At 59.7% G+C, this 24873-nt stretch carries 25 protein-coding genes and 1 riboswitch; of the genes, 8 read left to right on the top strand and 17 right to left on the bottom strand.

All coding sequences use genetic code 11. The annotated features are described in order from the left end of the window. Positions 1 to 10: 10 nt before the first annotated feature. Genes BK670_RS10235 through cobO form a run of 6 tightly spaced genes read right to left on the bottom strand, consistent with a single transcriptional unit; the run spans position 11 to position 6004 of the window. Entirely contained in the window at positions 11 to 1462 is a 1452-nt protein-coding gene (locus BK670_RS10235) for a cobyric acid synthase (protein WP_123449665.1), read from the bottom strand. After that, positions 1459 to 2451, bottom strand: a complete 993-nt coding sequence (gene cobD, locus BK670_RS10230) for a threonine-phosphate decarboxylase CobD (RefSeq protein ID WP_123449664.1) — start codon at positions 2449 to 2451, stop codon at positions 1459 to 1461. The genes BK670_RS10235 and cobD overlap by 4 nt, the downstream gene beginning before the upstream one ends. Next, positions 2444 to 3352 (bottom strand): adenosylcobinamide-phosphate synthase CbiB, encoded by a 909-nt coding sequence (cbiB, locus tag BK670_RS10225; protein ID WP_123449663.1) that lies wholly within the window; start codon positions 3350 to 3352, stop codon positions 2444 to 2446. The genes cobD and cbiB overlap by 8 nt, the downstream gene beginning before the upstream one ends. Further along, entirely contained in the window at positions 3349 to 3999 is a 651-nt protein-coding gene (gene bluB / locus BK670_RS10220; RefSeq protein ID WP_123449662.1) for a 5,6-dimethylbenzimidazole synthase, read from the bottom strand. The genes cbiB and bluB overlap by 4 nt, the downstream gene beginning before the upstream one ends. Next, on the bottom strand, positions 3996 to 5396 hold the full coding sequence (locus BK670_RS10215) for a cobyrinic acid a,c-diamide synthase CobB (RefSeq protein ID WP_123449661.1): 1401 nt from the start codon (positions 5394 to 5396) through the stop codon (positions 3996 to 3998). Before BK670_RS10215 ends, bluB begins: the two co-directional genes overlap by 4 nt. After that, positions 5393 to 6004, bottom strand: a complete 612-nt coding sequence (gene cobO, locus BK670_RS10210; RefSeq protein WP_123449660.1) for a cob(I)yrinic acid a,c-diamide adenosyltransferase — start codon at positions 6002 to 6004, stop codon at positions 5393 to 5395. Before cobO ends, BK670_RS10215 begins: the two co-directional genes overlap by 4 nt. Positions 6005 to 6085: 81 nt before the next feature. Next, positions 6086 to 6311, bottom strand: a riboswitch (cobalamin riboswitch). A gap of 163 nt (positions 6312 to 6474) precedes the next feature. On the opposite strand from cobO, the gene BK670_RS10205 reads away from it, so the two are divergent. Next, entirely contained in the window at positions 6475 to 7059 is a 585-nt protein-coding gene (locus BK670_RS10205; RefSeq protein WP_123449659.1) for a hypothetical protein, read from the top strand. Between the two features lie 66 nt (positions 7060 to 7125). Further along, on the top strand, positions 7126 to 8439 hold the full coding sequence (locus BK670_RS10200; protein WP_123449658.1) for a PQQ-dependent sugar dehydrogenase: 1314 nt from the start codon (positions 7126 to 7128) through the stop codon (positions 8437 to 8439). Positions 8440 to 8575: 136 nt separating this feature from the next. Here BK670_RS10200 and BK670_RS10195 read toward each other — a convergent pair whose 3' ends face one another. The 5 genes from BK670_RS10195 to BK670_RS10175 all read right to left on the bottom strand — a co-directional run bounded on the left by BK670_RS10195 (position 8576) and on the right by BK670_RS10175 (position 13239). Continuing rightward, the gene (locus BK670_RS10195) at positions 8576 to 9112 is read right to left on the bottom strand and encodes a C40 family peptidase (protein WP_123449657.1); all 537 of its coding nucleotides are present in this window, start codon (positions 9110 to 9112) and stop codon (positions 8576 to 8578) included. A gap of 220 nt (positions 9113 to 9332) precedes the next feature. Next, positions 9333 to 9950, bottom strand: a complete 618-nt coding sequence (locus tag BK670_RS10190; RefSeq protein ID WP_007919826.1) for a C40 family peptidase — start codon at positions 9948 to 9950, stop codon at positions 9333 to 9335. A 214-nt stretch (positions 9951 to 10164) separates the two neighbouring features. After that, on the bottom strand, positions 10165 to 10869 hold the full coding sequence (gene hda, locus BK670_RS10185) for a DnaA regulatory inactivator Hda (RefSeq protein WP_007919828.1): 705 nt from the start codon (positions 10867 to 10869) through the stop codon (positions 10165 to 10167). 206 nt (positions 10870 to 11075) lie between these two features. Next, entirely contained in the window at positions 11076 to 12149 is a 1074-nt protein-coding gene (locus BK670_RS10180; protein WP_123449656.1) for an AI-2E family transporter, read from the bottom strand. A gap of 31 nt (positions 12150 to 12180) precedes the next feature. After that, positions 12181 to 13239 (bottom strand): DUF2066 domain-containing protein, encoded by a 1059-nt coding sequence (locus BK670_RS10175; RefSeq protein ID WP_123449655.1) that lies wholly within the window; start codon positions 13237 to 13239, stop codon positions 12181 to 12183. Positions 13240 to 13612: 373 nt separating this feature from the next. Between BK670_RS10175 and purM the strand changes: the two genes are divergently transcribed. Genes purM through BK670_RS10160 form a run of 3 tightly spaced genes read left to right on the top strand, consistent with a single transcriptional unit; the run spans position 13613 to position 16043 of the window. Next, positions 13613 to 14671 (top strand): phosphoribosylformylglycinamidine cyclo-ligase, encoded by a 1059-nt coding sequence (gene purM / locus BK670_RS10170; protein ID WP_034156237.1) that lies wholly within the window; start codon positions 13613 to 13615, stop codon positions 14669 to 14671. After that, the gene (gene purN, locus BK670_RS10165) at positions 14671 to 15321 is read left to right on the top strand and encodes a phosphoribosylglycinamide formyltransferase (RefSeq protein ID WP_123449654.1); all 651 of its coding nucleotides are present in this window, start codon (positions 14671 to 14673) and stop codon (positions 15319 to 15321) included. Before purM ends, purN begins: the two co-directional genes overlap by 1 nt. Before the next feature lie 8 nt (positions 15322 to 15329). Beyond that, positions 15330 to 16043 carry a DUF3108 domain-containing protein gene (locus BK670_RS10160; protein WP_102900814.1) on the top strand — a complete coding sequence of 238 codons (714 nt, stop codon included), beginning with the start codon at positions 15330 to 15332 and terminating at the stop codon, positions 16041 to 16043. Positions 16044 to 16321: 278 nt separating this feature from the next. Here the strand turns inward: BK670_RS10160 and BK670_RS10155 are convergent, their stop codons facing one another. Together BK670_RS10155 and BK670_RS10150 are read right to left on the bottom strand one after the other, a co-directional pair. After that, positions 16322 to 17947, bottom strand: a complete 1626-nt coding sequence (locus tag BK670_RS10155; protein WP_123449653.1) for a methyl-accepting chemotaxis protein — start codon at positions 17945 to 17947, stop codon at positions 16322 to 16324. A 130-nt stretch (positions 17948 to 18077) separates the two neighbouring features. Then, positions 18078 to 19133 carry an amidohydrolase family protein gene (locus tag BK670_RS10150; RefSeq protein WP_123449652.1) on the bottom strand — a complete coding sequence of 352 codons (1056 nt, stop codon included), beginning with the start codon at positions 19131 to 19133 and terminating at the stop codon, positions 18078 to 18080. Between the two features lie 129 nt (positions 19134 to 19262). Between BK670_RS10150 and BK670_RS10145 the strand changes: the two genes are divergently transcribed. Both BK670_RS10145 and BK670_RS10140 read left to right on the top strand, forming a co-directional pair. Continuing rightward, positions 19263 to 19679 (top strand): OsmC family protein, encoded by a 417-nt coding sequence (locus tag BK670_RS10145; protein ID WP_008082948.1) that lies wholly within the window; start codon positions 19263 to 19265, stop codon positions 19677 to 19679. Between the two features lie 61 nt (positions 19680 to 19740). Further along, positions 19741 to 20604: a pirin family protein gene (locus BK670_RS10140; protein WP_123449651.1), complete on the top strand. Its 864-nt coding sequence runs from the start codon at positions 19741 to 19743 to the stop codon at positions 20602 to 20604. 161 nt (positions 20605 to 20765) lie between these two features. Here BK670_RS10140 and BK670_RS10135 read toward each other — a convergent pair whose 3' ends face one another. From BK670_RS10135 to BK670_RS10120, 4 genes are all read right to left on the bottom strand, one after another. Beyond that, complete coding sequence (locus tag BK670_RS10135; protein WP_123449650.1) at positions 20766 to 21494, bottom strand: dienelactone hydrolase family protein; 729 nt, start codon at positions 21492 to 21494, stop codon at positions 20766 to 20768. Positions 21495 to 21562: 68 nt separating this feature from the next. Continuing rightward, entirely contained in the window at positions 21563 to 23467 is a 1905-nt protein-coding gene (gene htpG, locus BK670_RS10130; RefSeq protein ID WP_123449687.1) for a molecular chaperone HtpG, read from the bottom strand. Positions 23468 to 23549: 82 nt separating this feature from the next. Then, positions 23550 to 24002, bottom strand: coding sequence for a PaaI family thioesterase (locus BK670_RS10125; protein ID WP_123449649.1), 453 nt, complete (start codon positions 24000 to 24002; stop codon positions 23550 to 23552). Then, positions 23999 to 24475, bottom strand: a complete 477-nt coding sequence (locus BK670_RS10120; RefSeq protein ID WP_123449648.1) for a PaaI family thioesterase — start codon at positions 24473 to 24475, stop codon at positions 23999 to 24001. The genes BK670_RS10125 and BK670_RS10120 overlap by 4 nt, the downstream gene beginning before the upstream one ends. A 158-nt stretch (positions 24476 to 24633) precedes the next feature. Here BK670_RS10120 and BK670_RS10115 point away from each other — a divergent pair, with 158 nt between their 5' ends. Next, a complete protein-coding gene (locus BK670_RS10115; RefSeq protein ID WP_007959016.1) occupies positions 24634 to 24870 on the top strand; it encodes a hypothetical protein in 237 nt (78 codons plus the stop codon). The last annotated feature ends 3 nt before the right edge of the window (positions 24871 to 24873 follow it).

The raw sequence follows: 24873 nt of genomic DNA, 5'->3' as shown, positions 1-24873 counted from the left end.
TACAGCCACCTCAAATCCCACAGAGCTGACGCAATAAGCCGGTATCCAGATGCTTTTCCACCAGATCCGCCAAGCGCTCGATATCGCGCTCGCGCAAGCCGTGATAATCCACCGCCTGCACATCGCTCAACCCGGCCCAGCGCAGCAACGCCGCACTCGCCGCCGGCGATTCGAACAAGCCATGCAGATAGGTGCCAAACACCTGCCCGTCAGCACTCTGCGCACCGTCGCAACGACCGTCATCAAGATGCACCGCTGCGTTCTCCAGCGCCGCTCCCGTGGTCACGCCCGCATGAATTTCATAGCCACTGACTTCGGCATCTTCCAGCGCCAGCCGTCCACGCACATTGCGCAACTGCTTCTCGGCTTCAAGCGTGGTGTCGAACGCCAGCAAGCCCAAACCGGCACTCGTGCCCGGCGCACCTTCGAGGCCAAGCGGGTCATGCACCTGCTCACCGAGCATCTGCAGACCTCCGCAAATCCCCAGCACTTTACCGCCGTAACGCAGATGCCGATTGATCGCGGCATCCCAGCCATTGGCACGTAAATAAGCCAGATCACTGCGCACGCTTTTCGAGCCCGGCAGGATGATCAGATCGGCCGCCGGGATCGCCTGCCCCGGGCCGACGAATTGCAGATCAACCTGCGGATGCAGGCGCAGCGGATCGAAGTCGGTGTGGTTGCTGATGCGCGGCAGCACCGGCACCACCACTTTCAGCACTCGTTCGGCCTTGTCGGTCTGGCGCTGATCGATGCCGTCCTCGGCCTCCAGATGCAGATCCATCACGTAGGGCAACACACCCACCACCGGTTTGCCGGTGCGCTGTTCGAGCCAGTCGAGGCCCGGTTGCAACAAGGCGATGTCGCCGCGAAAACGGTTGATGATGAAGCCTTTGACCCGCGCCTGTTCACTCGGCGCCAGCAACTCCAGCGTGCCGACCAGATGGGCAAAAACCCCACCGCGATTGATGTCGGCAATCAGCAAGACCGGGCAATCCACCGCCTCGGCGAAGCCCATGTTGGCGATATCGCCGGCACGCAGATTGATCTCGGCGGGTGAACCCGCACCTTCGACCATCACCAGCGGATACGCGGCGCTGAGTCGTTGATGAGAGGCCAGCACGGCTTGCATCGCGATGGCTTTGTAGTCGTGATAGGCAACCGCGTTCATCGTGGTGACGGCACGGCCATGGATGATCACTTGCGCGCCAGTGTCGCTGTTCGGCTTGAGCAGCACCGGGTTCATGTCGGTGTGTGGTTCAAGCTTCGCAGCTTGCGCCTGCACCGCTTGCGCGCGGCCAATTTCACCGCCATCAGCGGTCACGGCACTGTTGAGCGCCATGTTCTGCGGTTTGAACGGTACGACCGCCACGCCCTGACGAGTCGCCCAGCGGCACAGTGCCGTCACCAGTGTGCTTTTGCCGGCGTCGGAAGTGGTGCCTTGCACCATCAGGGTGGTCATGGGTGGTCCTTGGTGAAGGCGATCAAAGCCTGTTCGAGACGCGCCTCTTCAGCCGCATCGGCGGGCAGGCCAAAACGCAGACTGCTGTTGTCGGTGAAGAGCCGCAGGAGGATGCCGCGACGGGCCATGAACTCATGCAGCGTTTCGGCATGCTCGGTGATCAGCCACTGGAACAGCGCGCAACCGCCCTGCGGTTTGAAACCGTATCGCTCCAACAATGCCGCCAGTCGCTCACTGGCTTCATCGCTGCGAATCCGTTGGCGGGTGTGCCCTTCGGTGTCTTGCAGACACGCTTGGCCCAGCACTCGGGTTGGCCCGCTCACCGCCCATGGCCCGACCTGTTCGGCGAGTAGTTTGAGCAACTTGCGCTCGGCCAGGACAAAGCCCAGACGCACCCCGGCCAGACCGAAAAACTTGCCGAACGAGCGCAACACAATCAGCCCGACTTGATGCGCATGGGGTGCCAGGCTCAACTGCGGCGTGTTGTCCATAAAGGCCTCATCGACCACCAGCCAGCCACCGCGCCGGGTAAGCCGCGCGTGCCAGTCAAGCAATCGTGCCGGGGTCAGGCTCAGGCCGGTCGGGTTGTTCGGATTGACCACCACCAGCACGTCGAGGCTGTCGAGAAAGAAGTCGACTTCCTGCTCCAGCACTTCGCGCACGATATAGCCGCTGCGCCGCCATGCCTCAGCATGTTCGGCATAACACGGGGACAACACGCCGACCTTGCCGGCCCGGCGCAAACGCGGCAGCAACTGAATGGCCATCTGCGAACCGGCCACCGGCAGCACTTGCACAGCGCCGTAGTAATCGCACGCGGCTTGCTCCAGACCGTCATCGGCTTCCGGCAGGCGCGCCCAGGCGCGCAGCGGGATTTCCGGGATCGGGAACGGCCAAGGCGCGAGGCCGCTGGACAGGTCGAGCCAATCCGCTTCGGCGATGTTGTAATCGAGTGCCGCCTTGCGCAGCCGGCCACCGTGCTCAAGCATAGAACTCAGCCCCCACGCAAAGAATCAGCAGCCATAACCATACCCCGCGCTGGACCAATTGCCAGCCGCGATCGATGGAATCTGCGTCAGCCGCTGCGCCTTCGCCGAGCTGAGGACGGTCGTGAAGCTCACCGTGATAGATCGCCGGCCCACCCAATTCCACGCCCAGCGCACCGGCCCCGGCAGCCATCACCGGGCCAGCGTTGGGGCTGTCCCACTTCGGCGCCTGTTTGCGCCAGCACTTCAACGCGAGTCGGGTTTTGCCCAGCAGCGCGTAGGTCAACGCCACCAGACGCGCAGGAATGTAATTCAACACGTCGTCGATTTTCGCCGCCGCCCAACCGAAACGCTCAAAGCGTTCGTTGCGATAACCCCACATCGCATCCAGCGTGTTGCTCAAGCGGTAGAGCACCACGCCCGGTGCGCCGGCCACGACAAACCAGAACAGCGCGGCAAACACCGCATCGCTGCCGTTTTCCAGCACCGACTCAGTGGCGGCGCGGGCGACGGCAGTGCTGTCGAGTTCATCGGTCTGGCGGCTGACCAGATAGCCGACACGCTTGCGCGCCTCGTCCAGATCATCCGCGCGCAACGCGGCGGCGACCGGCGCGACATGCTCGCCGAGGCTACGCATGCCAAGGGCGCAATACAGCGCGAGAATCTCGACGACCCAGCCCACGTATGGCGCCCAGGAAAACGCCGTGGCGAGCAAGGTCAGCGGCAGCACCGCGATCACCCACGCGGTGACGCCATGGCTGCGCCAGCCTCGGCCACCGGCGTTGAAACGTTGCTCGATGCGCCCGGCGAAATTACCGAACGCCACCAGCGGATGCCAGCGTTTCGGTTCACCCAACAGCGCATCCAGCGCCACTGCGGCGACACTCAACAACGCCACACTCATTGACTCACTCCCCAATAATTCTCAAACAGCAACTCATTGAGCGGACGCGCCTGCGCCCACCCTTCGAGTACCAGCATCGGCGCCGGATAGAATTCCTTGACCGGGCCCAGGCATAAAACCGCCAGCGGCTTGGCGCCTTCGGGCAGCTTCAGCAGATCCGCCAACGCTTGCGGCTCGAACAGCGAGACCCAACCCATGCCCAGGCCTTCGGCGCGCGAAGCCAGCCACAGATTCTGGATTGCGCAGGACAGCGAGGCCATGTCCATTTCCGGCAATGTGCGGCGACCGAAAATGTGCTTTTCGCGATCGTCCATCAGCGCGGCGACCAGTACTTCGGCGCAATCATTGATGCCTTCGACTTTAAGTTTCATGAACTCGTCGCTGCGCTCGCCGAGGGCTTCGGCTGTACGGACGCGTTCTTCTTCCACGAGGTTCTGGATCTGCCCGCGTAAAGTTCGGTCGCTGATACGGATGAAGCGCCATGGCTGCATGAGGCCGACGCTTGGGGCCTGGTGGGCGGCTTCCAATAGGCGGCGCAGCAGTTCCGGCTCGACGGTGCCACCGATGAAGTGGCGCATGTCGCGGCGTTCAGCGATGGCTCTATAAACCGCTTCGCGTTCGGCTTCGGAGAATGTGTTGTCGGTCATGGCCCTTTCGCGAGCAGGCTCGCTCCCACAGGGGATTGCATTGCTTCAGTCACCACCGTTTCAACCGTGGGAGCGAGCCTGCTCGCGAAGGCGCCTTCGGAGTCAGGTGCAAACAGTGCAGCGACAGCCGCAGGATTCGACGGAAAATAAAAGTGCACATAAGAAGCCGTCATCCGCCCATCGCGATAAACCGCCTCAGCCCCGCGCCCGCCATTCGGGCTCAAGCCACGGGCAATCGGCGTCAATTCGGTGGCGGTCAGGGAATGGTGATAAGTGTGCCCACGCAACGAACCTTCCGGCAGATCCACCGCTTGCAACGCCAGTGCCGCCAGACGCTTTTGCATGACCGCATCGCCCTTAAGCAGCCCGACCAGCTCGGCGCGGGTGCCTTCCACGTCAGTCAAGGAATCGAGCAGATAGAGCATGCCGCCACACTCGGCGAGCAACGGCTTGCCCGCCGCATGGTGCGCGCGAATCGCCTCCCGCATCGCGGTGTTCTGGGCCAGCGCAACGTGGTGCAGTTCCGGATAGCCACCGGGCAGATACAGACTGTCAGCGTCAGGCAATTGCGTGTCACGGATCGGCGAGAAGAAACTCAACTCCGCGCCCATCGCGCGCAACAGATCGAGACTCGCGCCGTAGGTGAAGGCAAACGCTTCATCACGGGCGACGGCAATTCGCACATCTTTCAGCAGCGGCTCGACGGCAATCACGTCCGGCGCGGCGAATTCCACGGCCGGTGGCAGCGCTACTTCGCAACTGCTGGCGAGGGCATCGGCGGCGGCGTCGAGGCGTACATCAAGGTCATTCAATTCACTGGCCTGAACCAGACCGAGATGGCGACTCGGCAGTTCGATACCGGTCTCGCGGGACAGCGCGCCGTACCAGCGCAGGCCTTCGGTGAGACTGCCTTCGAGCAATTGCGCATGACGCAAGGTGCCGACACGATTGGCCAACACGCCGGCAAACGGCAGGTCCGGTTGATACTTGGCCAGGCCCAGCGCCAACGCGCCGAAGGTCTGCGCCATGGCTGTGCCGTCAATCACCCCGAGCACCGGCACACCAAAATGCCGCGCCAGATCGGCGCTGGAAGGCGTGCCATCGAACAGGCCCATTACGCCTTCGATCAGAATCAAATCCGCCTCGGCGGCGGCTTCCCACAACAGACGACGACTTTCCTGTTCGCCGACCATCCACATGTCCAGTTGATACACCGGCGCACCGCTGGCGCGCTCGAGAATCATCGGATCGAGAAAGTCCGGACCGCATTTGAACACGCGCACCTTGCGCCCCTGATTGCGATGCAAACGGGCGAGCGCGGCGGTGACGGTGGTCTTGCCCTGACCGGAGGCCGGCGCGGCGATGAGGACCGCCGGGCAGTGACGTGGTTGATTCAAAGTTCGACGCCTTTCTGCGCTTTGATGCCAGCCTGGAAGGCGTGCTTGAGCATGCCCATTTCGGTGACCGTGTCGCCCATCTCGATCATTTCCGGCTTGGCCGCACGACCGGTGACGATCACGTGCTGCATCGGCGGACGCGCCTGCAAATCGCTGAGCACCTGATCGAGATCAAGGTAGTCGTGCTTGAGGGCGATGTTCAGTTCGTCGAGCACCACCAGACCGATCGACGGATCGCGCAGCAGTTCGCGGGAGACGGCCCACGCGGCTTCGGCGGCGGCGATGTCACGCTGACGATCCTGGGTCTCCCAAGTGAAACCCTCGCCCATCACGTGAAAACGCACTTGCTCGGGGAAGCGGCGGAAGAACAGCTCTTCACCGGTGCTGTTGCGGCCCTTGATGAACTGCACCACGCCGCACTGCATACCGTGGCCCATGGCACGGGCGAGCATGCCGAACGCCGAGCTGCTTTTGCCTTTGCCGTTGCCGGTCAGCACCAGCACCAGGCCGCACTCGTCAGGCGAGTTGGCGATGCGTTCGTCGATCACGGCTTTTTTGCGCTGCATACGCGCCAGATGGCGTTCGTCGCGCTCGGGGGAATCAGTCATGGGGGAGCTCTCCGTTGAGGCTGGATAACGGCGGGCAGGCACAAGAATAGACGGCAAAAAGCCTGGCATCGCCCACCGTGATGCCGCTGGATGGATCAGGCCGGTCTCCGGGCTCATGAGCGGCGTATGCCTGACTGCGCGCCTTCCCGCTGTTGAGCAGTGGCATTCGACGCAGTTTTCACTCATTTACCGTTGCGGGGGCAGCGCCGGGATCGTGGTGGTTCTTCGCTTGAAGACAACCCTCACCGGCTTCCCTGTTTCACTCTGTCGACACCGGTCACAGAGCACCTGAAACAAGCCGCGAAGGTTAGAGGGTTGGGGGTGGAGCGTCAATTAAAGAGGGGGCCATCGGGCGAATAACTGCCGTCGATCAATTATCTGACGCCAATCTTGTGCCACACTGATACAAATGATATCAAAGAGCCATGCTTTTCTCGAAAAGCCCACGACAACAATAAAGGATGATGACGATGCAAGGCATGATCATCAGCAACCCGCGCCTGGAATTCCTGCGCCCGGTGCTTGAACGCTGGTTTGACTGTATCGACCGCTACAACGCCGTGCGCGGCGACAGCGACACCCCTTACTGGCATGACGAGAAAGCCAATCTCGGATTGCTCTCGGCTGCGGCCTGGATGGCCGAGCTGGTCACTTTGAACGAGACTGCCACCCGCAAGCAGAATGAAGAAGGCGAACGCAACGCTCGCGCCGACTTGTTCCTCGCTGGTGCCGAAGACCGCGCCTTCATTCAGGCCACGCAACGCTGGCCACGGGTGACGAATCTCAATCTGACCCAAGCGCTGCTTGACATCACCAACGACGCCAAACGCATCAGCTACGCCAGCGATCTCAAGCTCGGCTGCCTGTTTGTCGCGCCGCAAAAAGCCCAGCAAAGCGCCAGCCCTGAAGAACTGCAAGACATGGTCGACGACCTGCAAAAGGAACACACCTGCGCCGTCGCCTGGTATTTCCCCTATGCCTACCGCAAATTACGCAGCGAAGCCGGCAACTATCACCCGGGCATCGCCGTGTTGTTCAAGGAAGCCCGCGGCTGAGCAGTTGAACCATCGGGCTTGCGCCCTCCTCTATGATTAGGAATGCATTCATAGGGAAGATCAGTAATGCGCAAGCCCCAGCTCGTTTTTGTCATCGCCTTCGCCGGAGGGCTCGCCGCCTGTGGTGAATCCTCCAGCCTGCAAGTCACCGACGGCACTGGCCCGTCACCCAAGCTGCCCGAACCGAACAAGACCCTGATCCCGACGGTGAACATCGCCCCGGCGATCGGCTGGCCCGAGGGCGGCAAACCGACCGCGGTGGCCGGCACCCAGGTCGCGGCATTCGCCGAAGGCCTCGATCATCCACGCTGGCTCTATGTGCTGCCCAACGGCGATGTGCTGGTGGCGGAAACCAACGCCCCGCCAAAACCCGACGACAGCACAGGCATTCGCGGCTGGGTGATGAAGAAAGTCATGGGCAAAGCCGGCGCCGGCGTGCCAAGCCCAAACCGCATCACTTTGCTGCGGGATGCCGACCACGATGGCGTGGCCGAGACCCGCACGGTGTTTCTGCAGAACCTCAACTCGCCGTTCGGCATGACCCTGGTCGGCAACGATCTTTACGTCGCAGACACCGACCGCCTGCTGCGCTTTAACTACGAACCGGGCGCGACCGAGATCAAGTCGCAGCCGATCAAAGTTGTCGACCTGCCGGGCGGGACGCTGAATCACCACTGGACCAAAAACGTCATTGCCAGCAAAGACGGCAGCAAACTGTACGTCACGGTCGGCTCGAACAGTAATGTCGGCGAAAATGGTCTGGACAAAGAAGAAGGTCGCGCGGCGATCTGGGAAGTCGATCGGGCTACCGGCAATCATCGCATCTTCGCCTCAGGCATCCGCAACCCCAACGGCCTGGCCTGGGAGCCCACCAGCGGCGCGTTGTGGACAGCGGTCAACGAGCGCGACGAGATCGGCAGCGATCTGGTGCCGGACTACATTACTTCCGTGAAGGACGGTGGCTTTTATGGCTGGCCGTTCAGTTATTACGGTCAGCATGTCGATGTGCGCGTTACACCGCAAAACCCGGAGCTGGTGGCTAAAGCCATTGCCCCGGATTATGCAGTCGGGCCGCACACCGCCTCGTTGGGCCTGAGCTTTGCCGAGGGCAACGCCCTGCCGGCGCAGTTCAAGGAAGGCGCATTCATTGGTCAGCACGGCTCGTGGAACCGCAAGCCACACAGTGGCTATAAAGTGATTTTCGTACCGTTTACTGCTGGCAAGCCGAGTGGCAAACCGGTGGACGTGCTGACCGGGTTCCTCGACAAGGACGAGAATGCATTAGGCCGCCCGGTAGGCGTTGTGATCGATCAGCAAGGTGGCTTGCTGGTGGCGGATGATGTCGGCAATAAGGTGTGGCGGGTGTCGGCCAGCAAATAATGTTTGCCTGACCTAAAACAACTGTAGGAGTGAGCCTGCTCGCGATAGCGCCATATCAGTCGACATCATCGTTGACTGAATGACCGTTATCGCGAGCAGGCTCACTCCTACATTATTGGATTGTGTGCGGCTTGAATTACGGGTTATGCGCCAGATGCTCCGGCTGCAACACCCGCTTGGCACTCAGATAAGCTTTCTGCCAATACGCCTTCGACAGGCTGTCCAGCTTCACCGTGCCGCCCGTGGCCGGTGCATGTACAAAGCGCCCCTCCCCGACGTAAATCCCTGCATGACTGACCTGCGAGCCGCCATTGGTGGCGAAGAAGATCAGGTCGCCGGTCTGCAAGCCTTCTTTACCGACGTTCGGTGCCTGCATCACGATCAACTCGCGCGTAGAGCGCGGCAGCGAAATCCCTGCCGCATCACGATAGACAAAACCAATCAGCCCGCTGCAATCAAACCCCGAATCCGGCGTGTTGCCGCCCCAGCGATACGGCGTGCCCACCAGGCCAAGCGCGCGGAACAGCACGTCTTCAGCAGCAGGCGAGAAAGATTGCGAAGGGCCGAACACGACCGGAGCGCGAACCACCGGCGCAGGTGGCGGTGTGCGACTCGCGCAGGCGCTGAGCAGCGCTGCGAAGAGCATCAATGTGAGGCGGGCCGACATCGTCATAAGCAGAACATCCTGATCTGGCTGCGGCTTTTTCTGCCGGTGGACAGAAAACAAAACCGCCTGCGTAAGCACGCAGGCGGTTTGCCATCAATATAGATTCAGGATTCTAGCGGCTACGCGGCAAACTTCAAGTAAGACTTTAACTTCACCTTGTAAAGTCTAGGTCTACTCCGTTGCCGGGAGCCTGATTGTCGCCGCGAACGCAGCGACATCGGGGGATTTACTTGCGAGCCGTGACTACCGTCGGAGCGTTGGCCAGAGCGCGTTTCGCTTCGATGAAGGTCTTGCTCCAGTAGCTGTCACCCAGGCTGTCGATGCGAACACCGCCACTGCGACGACTGCTGGAGTGAATGAACTGGTTGTCACCGAGGTAGATCCCGGCGTGACTGACACGACCGCGACGACCATTGGTGGCGAAGAACAACAGATCGCCCGGCTCAAGATTGCTGCGCGAAACCAGCGGCGCATCGACGTTGATCATTTCGCGGGTTGAGCGTGGCAGATTCATGCCGGCTTCTTCGCGGAACAGATAACCGATGAAACCGCTGCAATCGAAACCGGCTTCAGAGGTACCGCCGAAACGGTAACGGGTACCGATCAGGGACATGCCGCGTTCGAGGATACTATCGGCCAGAACAGGAAGCTGATAAGGCTTCTTGCCATTGAATTCGTTGAGTTCTTTTTCGGTGTCCAACTCTTCCTGGTAAATAACGGAAGACTGGGCCGTGGCAGAATTTTTAACCTGTTGAGGCTGCTCTTGAACTGGAGAATGAGCAGCACAACCGTACAACAGGGTGACGAGTGCGAGAGGCACGAGGGGTGCGAAGCGCTTTAGCATGGGCACGACCGTGGCTGATAGTTGTAAAGAAGCCGAGACTATGCCCGCTATCAGCCTCATTTGCAAATTCAATCGATCTTTTTGTGACTTCTCGGTTTCTCGTTTACATCTAAGCGCTTAAGCCCATTTGAACCGATACGCGGCCTGCACACCGTGCAGGAAAGCGGATTTCCTGGCGCCTGAAATATGCCGAAACACGCTGAAAGCCGCGCCGCTACCAGCCCAGCGTTTCTTTCAGGAAGGGAATGGTCAGCTTGCGCTGAGCCTGCAACGAGGCCTGATCGAGCTGTTCGAGCAAGTCAAACAGCGCACTCATGCTGCGGGTGCCGCGAGTCAAAATAAAATGCCCGACTTCATCGGTCAGGTGCAGACCGCGACGCGACGCACGCAATTGCAAGGCGCGCAATTTGTCTTCATCGGAGAGTGGGCGCATCTGGAAAATCAGCGCCAGAGTCAGGCGCGACTTCAAGTCAGCCAGTTTGACCGGCAATTCACGCGGAGAGGTGGAAGCGGCGATCAGCAGACGCCGACCGCTGTCCCGCAGACGGTTGAACAGATGAAACATCGCCTCTTCCCAGTCGGCCTTGCCGGCAATCACCTGCAAGTCGTCCAGGCAAACCAGTTCGTACTGTTCGAGGTTGTCGAGGATCTCGACGCCGCGATCCATCAACTCTGCCAGCGGCAGGTACACCGCGGGTTCACCCATCTGCTCGAATCGCAGACACGCCGCCTGCAACAGATGCGTACGCCCTACGCCGTGTTTGCCCCACAGGTAGATCAGGCTTTCTGTCCAGCCGGCGTCGGCTTCGCATAGACGCTCGACATAGCCGAGTGCAGCGGCATTGGCGCCTGGGTAGTAGTTGATGAAGGTGGCGTCGTCACGCAGACGCACACCTAGGGGCAGCTGAATCGGTTTCATGCTGACTGAACAGTTCTCAAGGAACCGTTAGTGGCCTCTGTGTAAAGTTTGCGAAGTTTATACCCGTGAAGCTGAGCGCACAATGCGACAGAGTCCAAGCAAAATCAAAGGTTTGCGTTAACACGCTGGTTTTATGACAGATTCTTTGGCGCCAGCGCCTGCAGGACACGGGCCAACCCGGCTATTCGCCGGGCCGCCCTGCTCCATTACAACTCCGGCTCGTCCACACCACTATAGATATCAGAGTCCTTGTACAAATCGTGGACATGGCGCACCAGCACCATGATCACCGCTGCCACCGGCAACGCCAACAGCACACCCGTGAAACCGAACAACTCGCCACCCGCCAGAATCGCAAAGATCACAGCCACCGGGTGCAGACCGATGCGATCGCCCACCAGCAGCGGCGTCAGCACCATGCCTTCCAGCGCCTGACCGACCATGAACACCGCGACAATGCCGACCATCGGGTACAGATCGCCACCGAACTGGAATAACCCGGCAATCAGCGCCGCGCCAATACCAATCACGAAGCCCATGTACGGCACGATCGCCGCCAGCCCTGCGATCAGACCGATCAACAGCCCCAGTTCCAGGCCGACAATCATCAAGCCCGCCGCATAAATCACGCCCAGCGCCAGCATCACCAGCAACTGCCCGCGAACGAACGCACCCAGCACTTCATGACATTCGCCGGCCAGCGCGACTACACGCTCCTCACGATCACGCGGCAGCAGACTGCGGATCTTGGCCATCATCACGTCCCAGTCGCGCAGCAGGTAGAAACTCACTACCGGGATCAGCACCAGATTGGCCAGCCAGCCGATCAGCGCCAGACTCGATGCGGTCGCCTGACTCAGCACCACACTGACAATATCCGTGGTCTGGCCCATGTGCTCGCTGATCGCGGCCTTGACCTTATCGAACTTCCAGAAGCCGTCCGAAAGACCCAACTTCGCCTGCGCCCACGGCAGCGCGGTGTGCTGCAGCCAGTCGAGCATTTGCGGCGCCAGCTCGTACAACCGCAGCAACTGCTTGGCGAGCATCGGCACCAACACCAGCAACAGCGCGGTGACGATCAAGGTGAACAGCGCAAACACCGCGATCACACCCCACGTGCGCGACAAACCGAGCCGCTCCAGACGATCCACCAGTGGATCGAACAGATAAGCCAGCAACAGCGCCACCAGAAACGGCGTGAGGATCGGGTGCAGCAACCAGACAAACGCGCAAAGCAGGACTACCCCACCGAGCCAGAACCAACGCCGCGTATCGGCCATTTACCACTCCTGCTTCTATATAAGGAAAGACTTACCAGCGAAACCGTAGCGACGGCGCTGTCGGTGTCGGGGCCGGTGCAGCGACAGGTGCTACACCGCCAGCTACCGGCTGTGGTGCTGCCACCGGAGCGGGCGCCTCGGCCGGCAGCTCCTGCAACTTCGCCAGCGACAACTGCGCACGCATCTGATCGGCACTGCCATTGACCCGATAGACGATACGATCGCCATCAACACTTTGCAGACGCACGCCAAACGGCTCGAGTAACCGCAACAGCGCCGCGTAATGCTCCAGATTCATACCCTGCACTTCCAGAGTCTGCTGCCCAGAAGCACCGGGCTTGGCCACAAATCGTGGCGCCAGACGCTCGGCCACCGCCAGCATCACCGCATCAGCGACAGCGGCCTGATCAGCGCCCTGCACACTGCCCGCCTCTTTCTGATCACCCAGCCACAAGTGCCACTTGGCTTGCCACTGCCCGCCTTCTTCGCGGGCATGCACCGCCAGCAAGGCGTCAGCGTTGTAGCGTTCGGAGGCACCGCGCAACGGCGCCGGATCCGTGCCTTCCAGCGCTGGCGCCGTGGCAACCAGTTGCTCGCTCAAGTCCGCCAGCGGCAAACGCAACGGCAATCCGCGATGTTGCGCCGCCGTACGCAACGGCGCCGCAGCAGCCTGACCATCACCGACCAGACTCGAACCTTCGGCCGAATCGTTCAGCCACCAACTCAGGATCGACGGGCGACTGGCGCCCCACAACGACAAGCCGGCCCGACGCAGCGCCTGCTCGGTGGTCGCTGGATCGAAATCGACCTTCAGCACCTCCGGCGGCCCGGCGTCGAAACCGAACTGACTGATAATTTGCTGCGGATCCTTGCGAATCGCCGCCAGCCCTGGATTCTGCGGGGCTTTCGGGTCACCGGTGAGGCGCAACACCAGCGTATCGAGCGCCGCCTGCGTGGCGCGATCACGCTCTTCCGGTGCCTGGCCATGGACCGGCTCACGCACTTGATAAAGGCCTTTGAGGTTTTCGGCGTGACTCGCCAGGCTGACCAGAGATAAACAACCCACAAACAACAATTTACACAAACGCATGGAAAATTCCCGTCGACAGGAGCGGCTGGAACAGGCCGCGTGAACCGGTTAAGCAAGGCTGTGACAATCTGCCAGCACCAAACATTCACACGACAGCGGTAAGTTTTTGCACAGTGATAACGATAGACGGTTAATCGCCACACCTTATACAGGCGTTCATAAGGCTCAATTGCAAAAAATTTCCGTGGATATGGCCCTGCCCGTCGGTGCGAGGATGGCCGCTGCCCCTCAAGCCTGATAAAATCGCGCGCCTTCGCAGACCGGCAACAGCCGGGCACCTCGAAACTCGCGTGAGGCCATCGCCCCCTCGATTTCGAAGTTCCCGCTGAACTCGGTCGTTACCCCTGAATCCCCTCCCCTAAAGGCCTGGATCATGAGCAAGCAACCCTCCCTGAGCTACAAGGACGCCGGTGTAGACATCGACGCCGGTGAAGCATTGGTCGAACGCATCAAGAGCGTCGCCAAGCGCACTGCGCGCCCGGAAGTCATGGGCGGCCTGGGCGGTTTCGGCGCCCTCTGCGAAATCCCGGCCGGCTACAAGCAGCCAGTGCTGGTGTCCGGCACCGACGGCGTCGGCACCAAGCTGCGTCTGGCGCTGAACCTGAACAAGCACGACAGCATCGGTATCGACCTGGTTGCCATGTGCGTGAACGACCTCGTCGTTTGCGGCGCTGAGCCACTGTTCTTCCTCGACTACTACGCCACAGGCAAACTCAATGTCGACACCGCTGCCCAGGTGGTAACCGGCATCGGCGCTGGCTGCGAACTGTCGGGTTGCTCGCTGGTTGGCGGCGAAACCGCTGAAATGCCAGGCATGTACGAAGGCGAAGACTACGACCTGGCCGGCTTCTGCGTCGGCGTCGTGGAAAAATCGGAAATCATCGACGGCTCGAAAGTCGCCACCGGTGACGCGCTGATCGCGCTGCCATCGTCCGGCCCGCACTCCAACGGCTACTCGCTGATCCGCAAGATCATCGAAGTCTCCGGCGCCGACATCGAAAACACCCAGCTCGACGGCAAACCGCTGACCGACCTGCTGATGGCCCCGACCCGCATCTACGTGAAGCCGCTGCTCAAGCTGATCAAAGACACCGGCGCCGTCAAAGCCATGGCCCACATCACCGGTGGTGGCCTGCTCGACAACATCCCGCGCGTTCTGCCAAAAGGCGCACAGGCCGTGGTTGACGTAGCTAGCTGGACTCGCCCTGCCGTGTTCGACTGGCTGCAAGAAAAAGGCAACGTTGACGAGACCGAGATGCACCGCGTGCTGAACTGCGGCGTTGGCATGGTTATCTGCGTGGCTCAGGAACACGTAGAAGTTGCGCTGAACACCCTGCGTGACGCCGGCGAACAGCCTTGGGTCATCGGTCAGATCGCTGCCGCTGCCGAAGGCGCTGCTCAGGTTGATCTGCAGAACCTTAAGGCTCATTAATGTCCGCAACCTGTGATGTCGTGGTGCTGTTGTCCGGCACCGGCAGTAACTTGCAGGCTCTGATCGACAGCACGCGGACCGGCGATAGCCCGGTCCGCATCGCTGCAGTGATTTCCAATCGCGCCGACGCCTACGGCCTGCAACGCGCCAGCGACGCGGGTATCGCCACCCGCTCGCTGGATCACAAGGCATTCGAAGGTCGCGAGGCCTTCGATGCTGCTCTGATCGAACTGATCGACGAATTCCAACCGAAACTCGTGGTGCTGGCCGGCTTCATGCGCATTCTCAGCGCTGATTTCGTTCGCCACTATCAGGGTCGCCTGCTCAACATCCACCCGTCGCTGCTGCCCAAATACAAAGGGTTACACACTCATCAGCGCGCGCTGGAGGCCGGCGACACGGAGCACGGCTGCTCCGTGCACTTCGTCACCGAGGAACTCGATGGCGGACCACTGGTCGTACAGGCAGTATTACCGGTAGAGTTGCACGACACGCCGCAGAGTCTGGCGCAGCGAGTCCACGCTCAGGAACACCTGATCTACCCGATGGCAGTACGCTGGTTTGCCGAAGGCAGACTGGCACTCGGTGAGCAAGGTGCTTTACTGGACGGCCAGTTACTCGCGGCCAGCGGCCACTTGATTCGAAACTAGGAGATATTATGCGTCGCGCCCTGCTCTTCGCTTGCGCTCTGCTCGCCCTGCCCTTCGCGCAGGCAGCCGAACTTCAACCGTTCTCCGCCAGCTACACCGCCGACTGGAAGCAACTGCCCATGAGCGGCACCGCCGAGCGCAGTCTGGTCAAGGAAGCCAACGGCGTCTGGAAGCTCAGCTTCAAGGCCTCGATGATGATCGCCAGCCTGACTGAAGAAAGCACCCTGACCCTGGACAAGGACACCCTGCTGCCGCAGTCCTACCACTTCGAACGTGGCGGCCTGGGCAAAGCGAAAAAGGCTGATCTGGATTTCGACTGGAACAGCAAAATGGTCACCGGCACCGACCGTGGCGACGCGGTGAAAATCCCGCTGAACCGTGGCATGGTCGACAAGTCCACCTATCAACTGGCACTGCAGCATGACGTCGCTGCCGGCAAGAAGACCATGAGCTATCAAGTGGTCGATGACGGTGAAGTCGATACCTATGACTTCCGCGTGCTGGGCTCGGAAAAAGTCGAGACCAAGGCTGGCAAGATCGATGCAATCAAGGTCGAGCGCGTACGCGACCCGACACAAAGCAAGCGCATCACCGTCCTCTGGTTCGCCAAGGATTGGGATTACCTGCTGGTTCGCCTGCAACAGGTTGAAACCGACGGCAAGGAGTACAACATCATGCTCCAGGACGGCACCGTCAACGGCAAAACCGTTAAAGGCAGCTGATCCGCCGCAAGAACAAAGAGCCCCGCAAACGCGGGGCTTTTTTTCGCCTGCGTTCAACCCGACTTTTTGTGTCACCTTCGCCCCTCACCCCAGCCCTCTCCCGAGGGAGAGGGAACTGACCGGGATGTCTGGCGCTATGTATCGACCTGAAAGATCGAGTCGATTATGGATGCACCAAAGAATACCCAGGTCGGCGTAACTCTTTAATCTCCCACGGTCAGTCCCCTCTCCCCCTGGGAGAGGGTCAGGGTGAGGGCTGCCTCAGGCTCACCCCACACTCAAACCGAAAACTTCGCCACCATGCTGTTCAAATCCACCGCCAACCGCGACAACTCCTGACTCGCCGCACTCGTCTGATTGGCACCCGCCGAGGTCTGCATCGCCAGATCCCGAATATTCATCAGATTGCGATCCACCTCCCGCGCCACCGCCGCCTGCTCTTCGGAAGCACTGGCGATCACCAGATTGCGCTCATTGATCAGAGTGAATGCCGAGGCGATGTCTTCAAGCGCAGTCCCGGCAGACTTGGCCAACTCCAATGTCGAACGCGCCCGTACATTGCTTTGCTGCATCGAACTGACCGCCGAATCGGTGCCCTGCTGAATCCCACCAATCATTTGCTCAATCTCTTGAGTCGACTGCTGGGTGCGATGCGCCAAGGCCCGCACCTCATCTGCCACCACCGCAAACCCGCGCCCGGCATCACCGGCCCGCGCGGCTTCAATCGCGGCGTTCAATGCGAGCAGATTGGTCTGCTCGGCAATCGAACGAATCACGTCCAGTACCTTGCTGATGCCATGAACCTTCTGCGCCAGATCTTCGACCTGCGATGCATTGTTGGTCACGTCTTCGGCGAGGAACTCAATCGACGAAACCGTTTGCCGCACTTGTTCACGACCATGCTGAGCGATACGGTCGGATTCACACGAAGCTTGCGAGGTCGCCACTGCATTGCTAGCCACCTCCTCCACCGCAGCGGTCATCTGATTGACCGCCGTGGCGGCCTGCTCGATTTCCAGGCTCTGCTGGTGCAACCCGCGGGTAGCGTCTTCCGTGACGCAACTCAGCTCCTCCGACGCCGAGGCCAGTTGGCTGGAAGACTCCGAGATTTGCCGAATCGTCTCGCGCAAGTTGTGCTGCATGCTCTTGAGCGCCTGCAACAGCCGCGCTGGTTCGTCCTTGCCGCTGATGCTGATATCGCCGGTCAGATCGCCACCCGCCACCACCTCGGCTACGCCCAACGACTGCGCCAGCGGCAACACGATGCTGCGCGTCAGCAACAGGGCCAGGCCGATGGTGATCAACGCGGTCACGCCGATCATCACCCCGACCCACACCCGCGAATTGATAAACACCAGTCGCGCCGCTTCAGTGGCGAGATTGGCGTTGTGTTTATTCAGCTCGACCAGTTCGCGCAGGATGACCGCGATTTCATCGGCCAACGGACTCATCTGGCCGTTGAGAATGGTCGCAGCCTCTTCCACCCGATTCTGCGCAGACAACTGCATGACCTGCGCCTGAAACTCCAGATACTGGTGCTCGGCGACTTTGAAGCGATCAAACAGCTTGCGCTCTTCTGGTAATACGATCAGCACGTCATAGCGCTGCTGGGCCTCACTCAACACCCCGCGCACGTCATTGAGCTTGGCGATATTCTGCTCCAGCGCCTGCGGATCGCGGTTGAGCAACAGGCGCATGGTCAACGCGCGCAGGCGCAGCATGTCCTGACTCATCTCGCCGACCGCCATGACACTCGGCAGCCAATTGTTATCGACCTCATCGGACTGCGCGCGCATGTTCGACATTTGCAGCAGGGCGAACGCGCCGAGGGCAAATACCATCAACGCCAACAAGCCAAACCCCAGGCCGGCGCGCGGGGCAATATTGAGACTACGGATACTCATTGCTCTGGTTCCTTCCAAAAGCGCTGCATCGACCCTGCAGCTGGTTGCTCTAGAAGGTATCGGCCTGGCGAAAATTTGCGTAAGACGAAAAGGCGATATCAAAAGGCCTTGATCCTTCGAACCGTTGGCATTAACGATTCAGCGTGCTTTTGCCGGACTTGAGCTCCGTTCGCGGCAAGATCGCCAGGAAGTTATCCCGAGCGACTTTTTTCGCAACGCCTTCAGGCAAGGCGTCGAGGAATGGCTTGAAGCTGTGCATTTCCTCACCGAGCTTGTTAAAGCGCCCGACCACGTCCGAACCGAGCATGAAGCGCTCCGGGTATTTCTCCACCAGCGCCAGCCACTCCGCTCGCGGCTTGCCCTGCTCGTCCAATAAATACGGGCTGAGCATGCTCCAGGACAGGTCGATAAACAGGTTGGGATAGGCTTCAAGCATGCGCGTCAGCGTAGGCAGGAGAAATTGCAGCTGCGTCTGATGCCGATGGATTTCAGCACTGGTGCCTGCGTGCGCCCAGATAAATCGCGTGTGCGGATGATTACGCAGCGGCTCTTCGATTTCCTTCAGGTACAGCGGATTTTTCTCACGCTTGGAGGTGATGTTCGAATGCAGCATCACCGGCAGATCATTCTCGGCCGCCAAGTGATAAATCTTGGTCATCGCTTCGTTATTGGCCCGCGGCGTGTCGCCGGAGGTCAGCGCAGTGAGGTCGTCATGCCGGGTGAACACCTCGCCGATGCCCTGCCACAGCCCAGGGTACAGGTCGAGCATGCGCTGGATGTGTGCGGCGGAGTTCTTGTCGTTGGGGTTGAAGCCGGACAGGAACGGATGAAAGTAGGGGCGCTGCTCGGCGCTGAGTTTTTGCACGGCATCAGCAACGATCACATCGGTTGCGCTGTACCAGTAGGCGTCAGCGTCATCCCCGGCGTAATAACGCGGACGCTTGGGTTCGTCTTCGTGCCATTTCTTCGCCACCGGAATACCGGAAATCATCACGTGCTCGACGGAAGCGTCCTTCATCGCCGTCAGCAGTTTCGCCATGCCTGCGCTTTCCTGGAAAAAATCCACGTAATGCAAGTGCGCATCGCTGTAGGTGTATTCGCGGGCACTGACGCTGCCGGCAACCAGCAGAAGGCAGGCAAGACTCAAACGATACAGGGACACAAGTAATCTCCGAGAAGTAGGCATAGCCTAGACCGCACCCTGACGACGAGGGTTCATCCCGCAGGAAAGTGGAACGCGTACCCGTGGGAATGCTCTATAACTGCAAGGTCTTTTTTGATCGAAACGACTTTTCCTACTGCCAGTGAGGTTCCCATGACCGTTACCGTCAATACCGTCTCCGCTGAAGGTTTTCGTCACACCGTACAAATTGATGACCATGAATTGTTTGCCGACGTGCCGAAATCCGCTGGCGGCGAAGGCTCCGCACCTGAGCCACACGACTACTTCGATGCCGCCCTCGGTGCCTGCAAAGCACTGACCCTGAAGATGTACGCGAAGAAGAAAGACATCCCGCTGACCGGCGTCGGGGTCGACGTTAAACGCGACAACAGTGAAGAGCAGAAAGGCAAATACGTCCTGCACGTCACCCTCACCCTTAAAGGCGTACTCACCGACGCCCAGCGTGAAGAACTGCTGCGCGTCGCTGACCGCTGCCCGATCCACAAGTTGATGACCACCAGCGAAGTGACGATCGAGACCCACGCCCCGCAAGGCTTCGATAGCCAGTAATCCTCCTGATGCCAGCGGCGGGTTATGCTTCTGGCATCACCCGCTCAGCCTGGAATGCACCATGGACACGCCACCTCTGATCATCCGCCCACGCGCCGAAGACGTCGAAGGCCAGCCGATTCTGCGTCCGCTGCCGTCAGCCAAATGCCGCAGTGTCGGGCCATTCGTATTTTTTGATCACATGCTCGAGACGGTTTATCCGACGGGCAAAGGCATGAACATCCGACAGCACCCGCACATCGGTCTGTCGACGCTCACGTATCTGTTTGAAGGCCAGATCCAGCACAAGGACAGCCTTGGCTCGGATCAAGTGGTCAGCGCCGGCGACGTCAGCTGGATGACCGCCGGCAGCGCGATTGCCCACGTTGAACGCACGCCTGAGCCGTTATGGGGCCAGACCTTCACAATGCACGGCTTGCAGATCTGGCTGGCGTCGCCCAAAGAACACGAGCAAGGCCCGGGACATTACAGCCATCACCCGGCAGAGACCTTGCCGGTCAGCGATAACCTTGGCGTTCAGATTCGTATGATTGCCGGGTCAGGCTTTTGCCTGGAATCGCCAGTGCCGGTGCTTTCTCCTACATTGTATGCAGAAGTGAAGATGCAAACGGCGACCACTCTGCTGATTCCGACCGAGCATGAAGAACGGGCGGTGTATGTGTTGAGTGGGGATGCGCAACTGAATGGCGAGACCATTGAAGCGTATGCGCTGGTGGTGTTGCCGGCCGGGGAAGAGTTGAGTCTGTTTGCCGAAAGTGATGTGCACGCCGTGGTGTTTGGAGGGGCGCCGCTGGACGGGCCTCGGCGGATTAACTGGAATTTTGTGGCGAGCGATCCGGCGGCGATCGATGAAGCGCGGCGCAAATGGGCGGCCGGTGATTGGCCGACGGTGCCGGGGGAAGTTGAGCGAATTGAATTGCCCTGAGTTTTGTAGAGCGGCTTAGTCAGTCTTCGCGAGCAGGCTCGCTCCCACAGTGATTGGTGGTGTGCCCAGAATACCTGGACACCCTATATCCCCTGAGGGAGCGAGCCTGCTCGCGAAAAGGCCCAGCCAGGCACCACAAAAGTCTGTGCCTGACAACTGAATCAGCCCTTGAACACTTCATCCAGCAAATCATGCATCGACTTGAAGGCGCGCTTGGCGGTCTTCGCGTCGTACATCATCTTGCCCGGCACATTGGCATGCGGATCGGTAAACGAGTGCACCGCACCGCCGTAGCTGAGCAACTGCCAATCCACCTTTGCCGCGTTCATCTCATCTTCAAACGCCGGCAATTGCTCTTTCGGCACCAACGGATCGGAAGCACCGTGCAGGACCAATACCGAGCCCTTGATGTTCTGCGCATCCGCCGGGTTCGGCGAATCCAGCGTACCGTGGAACGACACCGCAGCCTTGACCGGCGCACCGGTGCGCGCCAGATCCAGCGCACAGCAACCGCCAAAGCAGAAACCGAACACCGCCAGCTTCGACGTATCGACCGCCGCTTCGCCCTGCTTCTGCAACTGCTCGAACGCCGCTTGCATACGCTTGCGCAGCAGCGCGCGATCATCCTTCAGTGGCATCATCGCCGCGCCCGCCTGATCAGCGTTTTGTGGGCGCACAGCCTGGCCGTAAACGTCAGCAATCAACACCACGTAGCCCTTGGCCGCGACCGACTTGGCGATCTCTTCGGCACCGGCGCTGACGCCCATCCAGTTCGGCGCCATCAACAACCCCGGACGCGCGTCTTTGTGCTCGGCGTCGAACGCCAGACGACCTTCATAAGGCTGGCCGTCAATCTGATAGACCACGGAACGTACAGTGACTTGGCTCATTTCTGACTCCTGATTGGTTAAACACCAGAATGAAAAAACCCGCCGAAGCGGGTTTTTCTACAACTTGGTTAAACCGACAGTTCAACCAGCAGCTTGTTCAGACGGCGCACATAAGCGGCCGGATCTTTCAAGCTGTCGCCGGCAGCCAGCGCTGCCTGATCGAAGAGGATGTGCGACAGGTCGCCAAAACGCTCTTCGCTCTGCTCGCCATCGAGTTTCTCGATCAGCGGGTGGCTCGGGTTGAATTCGAAGATCGGCTTCGAATCCGGCACCTTCTGCCCGCTGGCTTCGAGGATCTGGCGCATTTGCAGGCCCAGATCCTGCTCGCCGATGGCCAGAATGGCCGGCGAGTCGGTCAAACGATGGGAGACGCGTACTTCAGCCACGGAATCGCCCAGCGCGGTTTTCAGACGCTCAACCAGACCTTCTTTGGACTTGGCGACTTCTTCTGCGGCTTTCTTGTCCTCTTCCGAGTCCAGGTTGCCCAGATCGAGGTCACCGCGGGCCACGTCGACAAAAGTCTTGCCGTCGAATTCGCTGAGGTAGCTCATCAGCCACTCGTCGATGCGGTCGGTCAGCAGCAGCACTTCGATGCCTTTCTTGCGGAAGACTTCCAGGTGCGGGCTGTTCTTGACCTGCGCGTAGGTTTCGCCGGTGAGGTAGTAGATCTTGTCTTGACCTTCCTTGGCGCGGGCCAGGTAGTCGGCCAGACCGACGATCTGCTCGCCCTCGTCGCCATTGGTAGATGCGAAACGCAGCAGACCGGCAATTTTCTCTTTGTTGGCGAAGTCTTCTGCCGGGCCTTCTTTCATGACCTGACCGAAGTTCTTCCAGAAGCCCTTGTATTGCTCAGGCTCGTTTTTCGCCAGTTTTTCCAGCATGTCGAGCACGCGCTTGGTCAGCGCGGTCTTCATCGAATCGATGATCGGGTCTTTCTGCAGAATTTCGCGCGACACGTTCAGCGACAGGTCGTTGGAATCGACTACACCTTTGATGAAGCGCAGGTACAACGGCAGGAACGACTCGGCCTGATCCATGACGAACACGCGCTGCACGTACAGCTTCAGGCCTTTCGGCGCTTCACGCTGGTACAGGTCGAACGGTGCGCGGGCCGGCACGTACAGCAGCGAGCTGTATTCAAGCTTGCCTTCGACTTTGTTGTGGCTCCAGGCCAGCGGGTTTTCAAAGTCGTGGGCGATGTGCTTGTAGAACTCCTGGTATTCCTCGTCCTTCACTTCAGTGCGCGGACGGGTCCACAGGGCGCTGGCGCGGTTGACGGTTTCCCATTCAACGGCTGGAGCTTCTTCGCCCTCGGCAGCGGCCACTTCTTTCGGCAACTCGATCGGCAAAGCGATGTGGTCGGAGTACTTCTTGATGATGTTGCGCAGACGCCAACCATCGGCGAACTCGTCTTCTGCAGCCTTCAGGTGCAGAACGATACGGGTGCCGCGTTCTGGTTTGTCGATGGTGGCGACTTCAAACTCGCCCTCGCCTTTCGACGACCAGTGCACGCCTTCGCTGGCTGGAGTGCCGGCGCGACGGCTGTACACGTCAACCTGGTCGGCAACGATGAAGGCAGAGTAGAAGCCCACACCGAACTGGCCGATCAGGTGCGAATCTTTCTTCTGATCGCCCGAGAGATTCTTCATGAAATCGGCAGTGCCCGACTTGGCGATGGTCCCCAGGTGGGTGATCACATCATCACGGTTCATGCCGATACCGTTGTCTTCGAGGGTGACGGTCTTGGCGTCCTTGTCGAAGCTCACACGGATTTTCAGATCAGCACCGCCCTCAAGCAACTCTGGCTTGGCCAGGGCTTCGAAGCGCAGTTTGTCGACAGCGTCAGAGGCGTTCGAGATCAATTCGCGAAGGAAGATTTCCTTGTTGGAATACAGCGAATGGATCATGAGGTGCAGCAGCTGCTTTACCTCGGTCTGGAAGCCCAGGGTTTCCTTTTGAGTTTCCACACTCATGGTCATCAAACTCCAATCAGATGGCAGTGGCCGCGACCCGAAATGGTCGGCGGCGGGTTGTCATGTGAGTTTGGGGCGCTGTTCAGGATTTCAAGGGCTCATCGATTTTGAAGTGCGCGCGAGCGGTGGCGATCGGTTCGCTTTCGGTGCTTTGCCAGGCGGTGATGGCAACATTGGCAACGCGCCGGCCCTGACGGCAGACCTGACACTTGGCCCAGGTATCGCGAAACTGCCCGGCGCGCAGGTAATCGAGGGAAAAGTCGATAATCTTCGGCACTCCGGGTGCACCGGTGAAAATCAGCAGATGCAGAGCGGCGGCCAGCTCCATGAACCCGGCAATCACCCCGCCGTGGATCGCGGGTAATAAAGGGTTACCAATGTTGTCCTTGTTCGCCGGCAGCTTGAACAGCAGCTCATCGCCAACGCGCGAACACTCGATGCCGATAAGGCCCGCATACGGGATCAGCTTCAGCAACGGCGCGTAATCGCCTTGTGCATGGGCCTGTTGCAGTTGCTGCTTGAGGTCATCGCTCACTGCTGCTCTCCCTTGATCGCGCCGCCGAATCCTTTTGTGCCTTTGATGTTTTTGCCCATGCGCATGAATGTGCCGACGACATGGGCGATCGGCTGCTCAGGATCATCCTGATAAGCAAATCCTCGGGCAAAAATCACATCGGTGGTTACCCGGTAGCACTGGGCGAAGCCATACACATCCTTGTTCGGCTCGGCGGCATGCATGTAGTCGATGCGCAGATCGAGGGTCGGACAGACCTCGAATTCCGGCAGCACACACAGAGTCGACATCCCGCAGGCGGTGTCCATCAACGAAGTAATCGCGCCGCCATGGATCACCCCGGTTTCGGGGTTGCCAACGATTTTCTGGCTATACGGCAGAATCACCGTGAGCCCTTCGCTGGAGGCGCTATGTACCTGCAAACCAAGGACCTGACAGTGCCGCAACGCTGACAGAAATCGCGTCGCACGCTCAAAAACGGTGTTTTCGGCCATTTGATAATTACTCTCGTTAGAGCCTTTTGCCAGTAGTATGCAAAACAGCAAAAGTTCCGTGTAAAAACAAACTTATATATCTGAAAGAAATGAGGAACTTAACCTGTAGCGCCAGGTTCTTAAGGCCAGTAGTTACTTTCCATAAGGAGAAACACCCCATGCGTAAGACTTTAGCTATTGCCTTGATGTTGACCGCTTCCCTCGGTCTCGCTGCCTGCGATAAAAAATCCGAGGACAAAGCTCAAGATGCCAACCAACATGCTGAACAAGCTCAGCAAGACATGAACAAAGCTCAGGATAAAGTGAACGACGCTGCGAAAGAAAACGCCGAAGCTGCCAAAGCTCAGGCTGAATCGAACGCCGCCGCTCAAGAAGAAGCTGCCAAGAAGCAATAATTC

The organism is Pseudomonas fluorescens (assembly GCF_003732425.1).
GTDB lineage: Bacteria > Pseudomonadota > Gammaproteobacteria > Pseudomonadales > Pseudomonadaceae > Aquipseudomonas > Aquipseudomonas fluorescens_BE.
The sequence above is the reverse complement of the archived record's forward strand: the minus strand, read 5'-3'. Positions and strand labels throughout refer to the sequence as shown.

Excerpts from the sequence above, each read along its gene's own strand:
- BK670_RS10235 (WP_123449665.1), bottom strand. The coding sequence starts at position 1,462 with ATGACCACCCTGATGGTGCAAGGCACCACTTCCGACGCCGGCAAAAGC.
- cobD (WP_123449664.1), bottom strand. The coding sequence starts at position 2,451 with ATGCTTGAGCACGGTGGCCGGCTGCGCAAGGCGGCACTCGATTACAAC.
- cbiB (WP_123449663.1), bottom strand. The coding sequence starts at position 3,352 with ATGAGTGTGGCGTTGTTGAGTGTCGCCGCAGTGGCGCTGGATGCGCTG.
- bluB (WP_123449662.1), bottom strand. The coding sequence starts at position 3,999 with ATGACCGACAACACATTCTCCGAAGCCGAACGCGAAGCGGTTTATAGA.
- cobO (WP_123449660.1), bottom strand. The coding sequence starts at position 6,004 with ATGACTGATTCCCCCGAGCGCGACGAACGCCATCTGGCGCGTATGCAG.
- BK670_RS10205 (WP_123449659.1), top strand. The coding sequence starts at position 6,475 with ATGCAAGGCATGATCATCAGCAACCCGCGCCTGGAATTCCTGCGCCCG.
- BK670_RS10200 (WP_123449658.1), top strand. The coding sequence starts at position 7,126 with ATGCGCAAGCCCCAGCTCGTTTTTGTCATCGCCTTCGCCGGAGGGCTC.
- BK670_RS10195 (WP_123449657.1), bottom strand. The coding sequence starts at position 9,112 with ATGACGATGTCGGCCCGCCTCACATTGATGCTCTTCGCAGCGCTGCTC.
- BK670_RS10190 (WP_007919826.1), bottom strand. The coding sequence starts at position 9,950 with ATGCTAAAGCGCTTCGCACCCCTCGTGCCTCTCGCACTCGTCACCCTG.
- hda (WP_007919828.1), bottom strand. The coding sequence starts at position 10,869 with ATGAAACCGATTCAGCTGCCCCTAGGTGTGCGTCTGCGTGACGACGCC.
- BK670_RS10180 (WP_123449656.1), bottom strand. The coding sequence starts at position 12,149 with ATGGCCGATACGCGGCGTTGGTTCTGGCTCGGTGGGGTAGTCCTGCTT.
- BK670_RS10175 (WP_123449655.1), bottom strand. The coding sequence starts at position 13,239 with ATGCGTTTGTGTAAATTGTTGTTTGTGGGTTGTTTATCTCTGGTCAGC.
- purM (WP_034156237.1), top strand. The coding sequence starts at position 13,613 with ATGAGCAAGCAACCCTCCCTGAGCTACAAGGACGCCGGTGTAGACATC.
- purN (WP_123449654.1), top strand. The coding sequence starts at position 14,671 with ATGTCCGCAACCTGTGATGTCGTGGTGCTGTTGTCCGGCACCGGCAGT.
- BK670_RS10160 (WP_102900814.1), top strand. The coding sequence starts at position 15,330 with ATGCGTCGCGCCCTGCTCTTCGCTTGCGCTCTGCTCGCCCTGCCCTTC.
- BK670_RS10155 (WP_123449653.1), bottom strand. The coding sequence starts at position 17,947 with ATGAGTATCCGTAGTCTCAATATTGCCCCGCGCGCCGGCCTGGGGTTT.
- BK670_RS10150 (WP_123449652.1), bottom strand. The coding sequence starts at position 19,133 with ATGCCTACTTCTCGGAGATTACTTGTGTCCCTGTATCGTTTGAGTCTT.
- BK670_RS10145 (WP_008082948.1), top strand. The coding sequence starts at position 19,263 with ATGACCGTTACCGTCAATACCGTCTCCGCTGAAGGTTTTCGTCACACC.
- BK670_RS10140 (WP_123449651.1), top strand. The coding sequence starts at position 19,741 with ATGGACACGCCACCTCTGATCATCCGCCCACGCGCCGAAGACGTCGAA.
- BK670_RS10135 (WP_123449650.1), bottom strand. The coding sequence starts at position 21,494 with ATGAGCCAAGTCACTGTACGTTCCGTGGTCTATCAGATTGACGGCCAG.
- htpG (WP_123449687.1), bottom strand. The coding sequence starts at position 23,467 with ATGAGTGTGGAAACTCAAAAGGAAACCCTGGGCTTCCAGACCGAGGTA.
- BK670_RS10120 (WP_123449648.1), bottom strand. The coding sequence starts at position 24,475 with ATGGCCGAAAACACCGTTTTTGAGCGTGCGACGCGATTTCTGTCAGCG.
- BK670_RS10115 (WP_007959016.1), top strand. The coding sequence starts at position 24,634 with ATGCGTAAGACTTTAGCTATTGCCTTGATGTTGACCGCTTCCCTCGGT.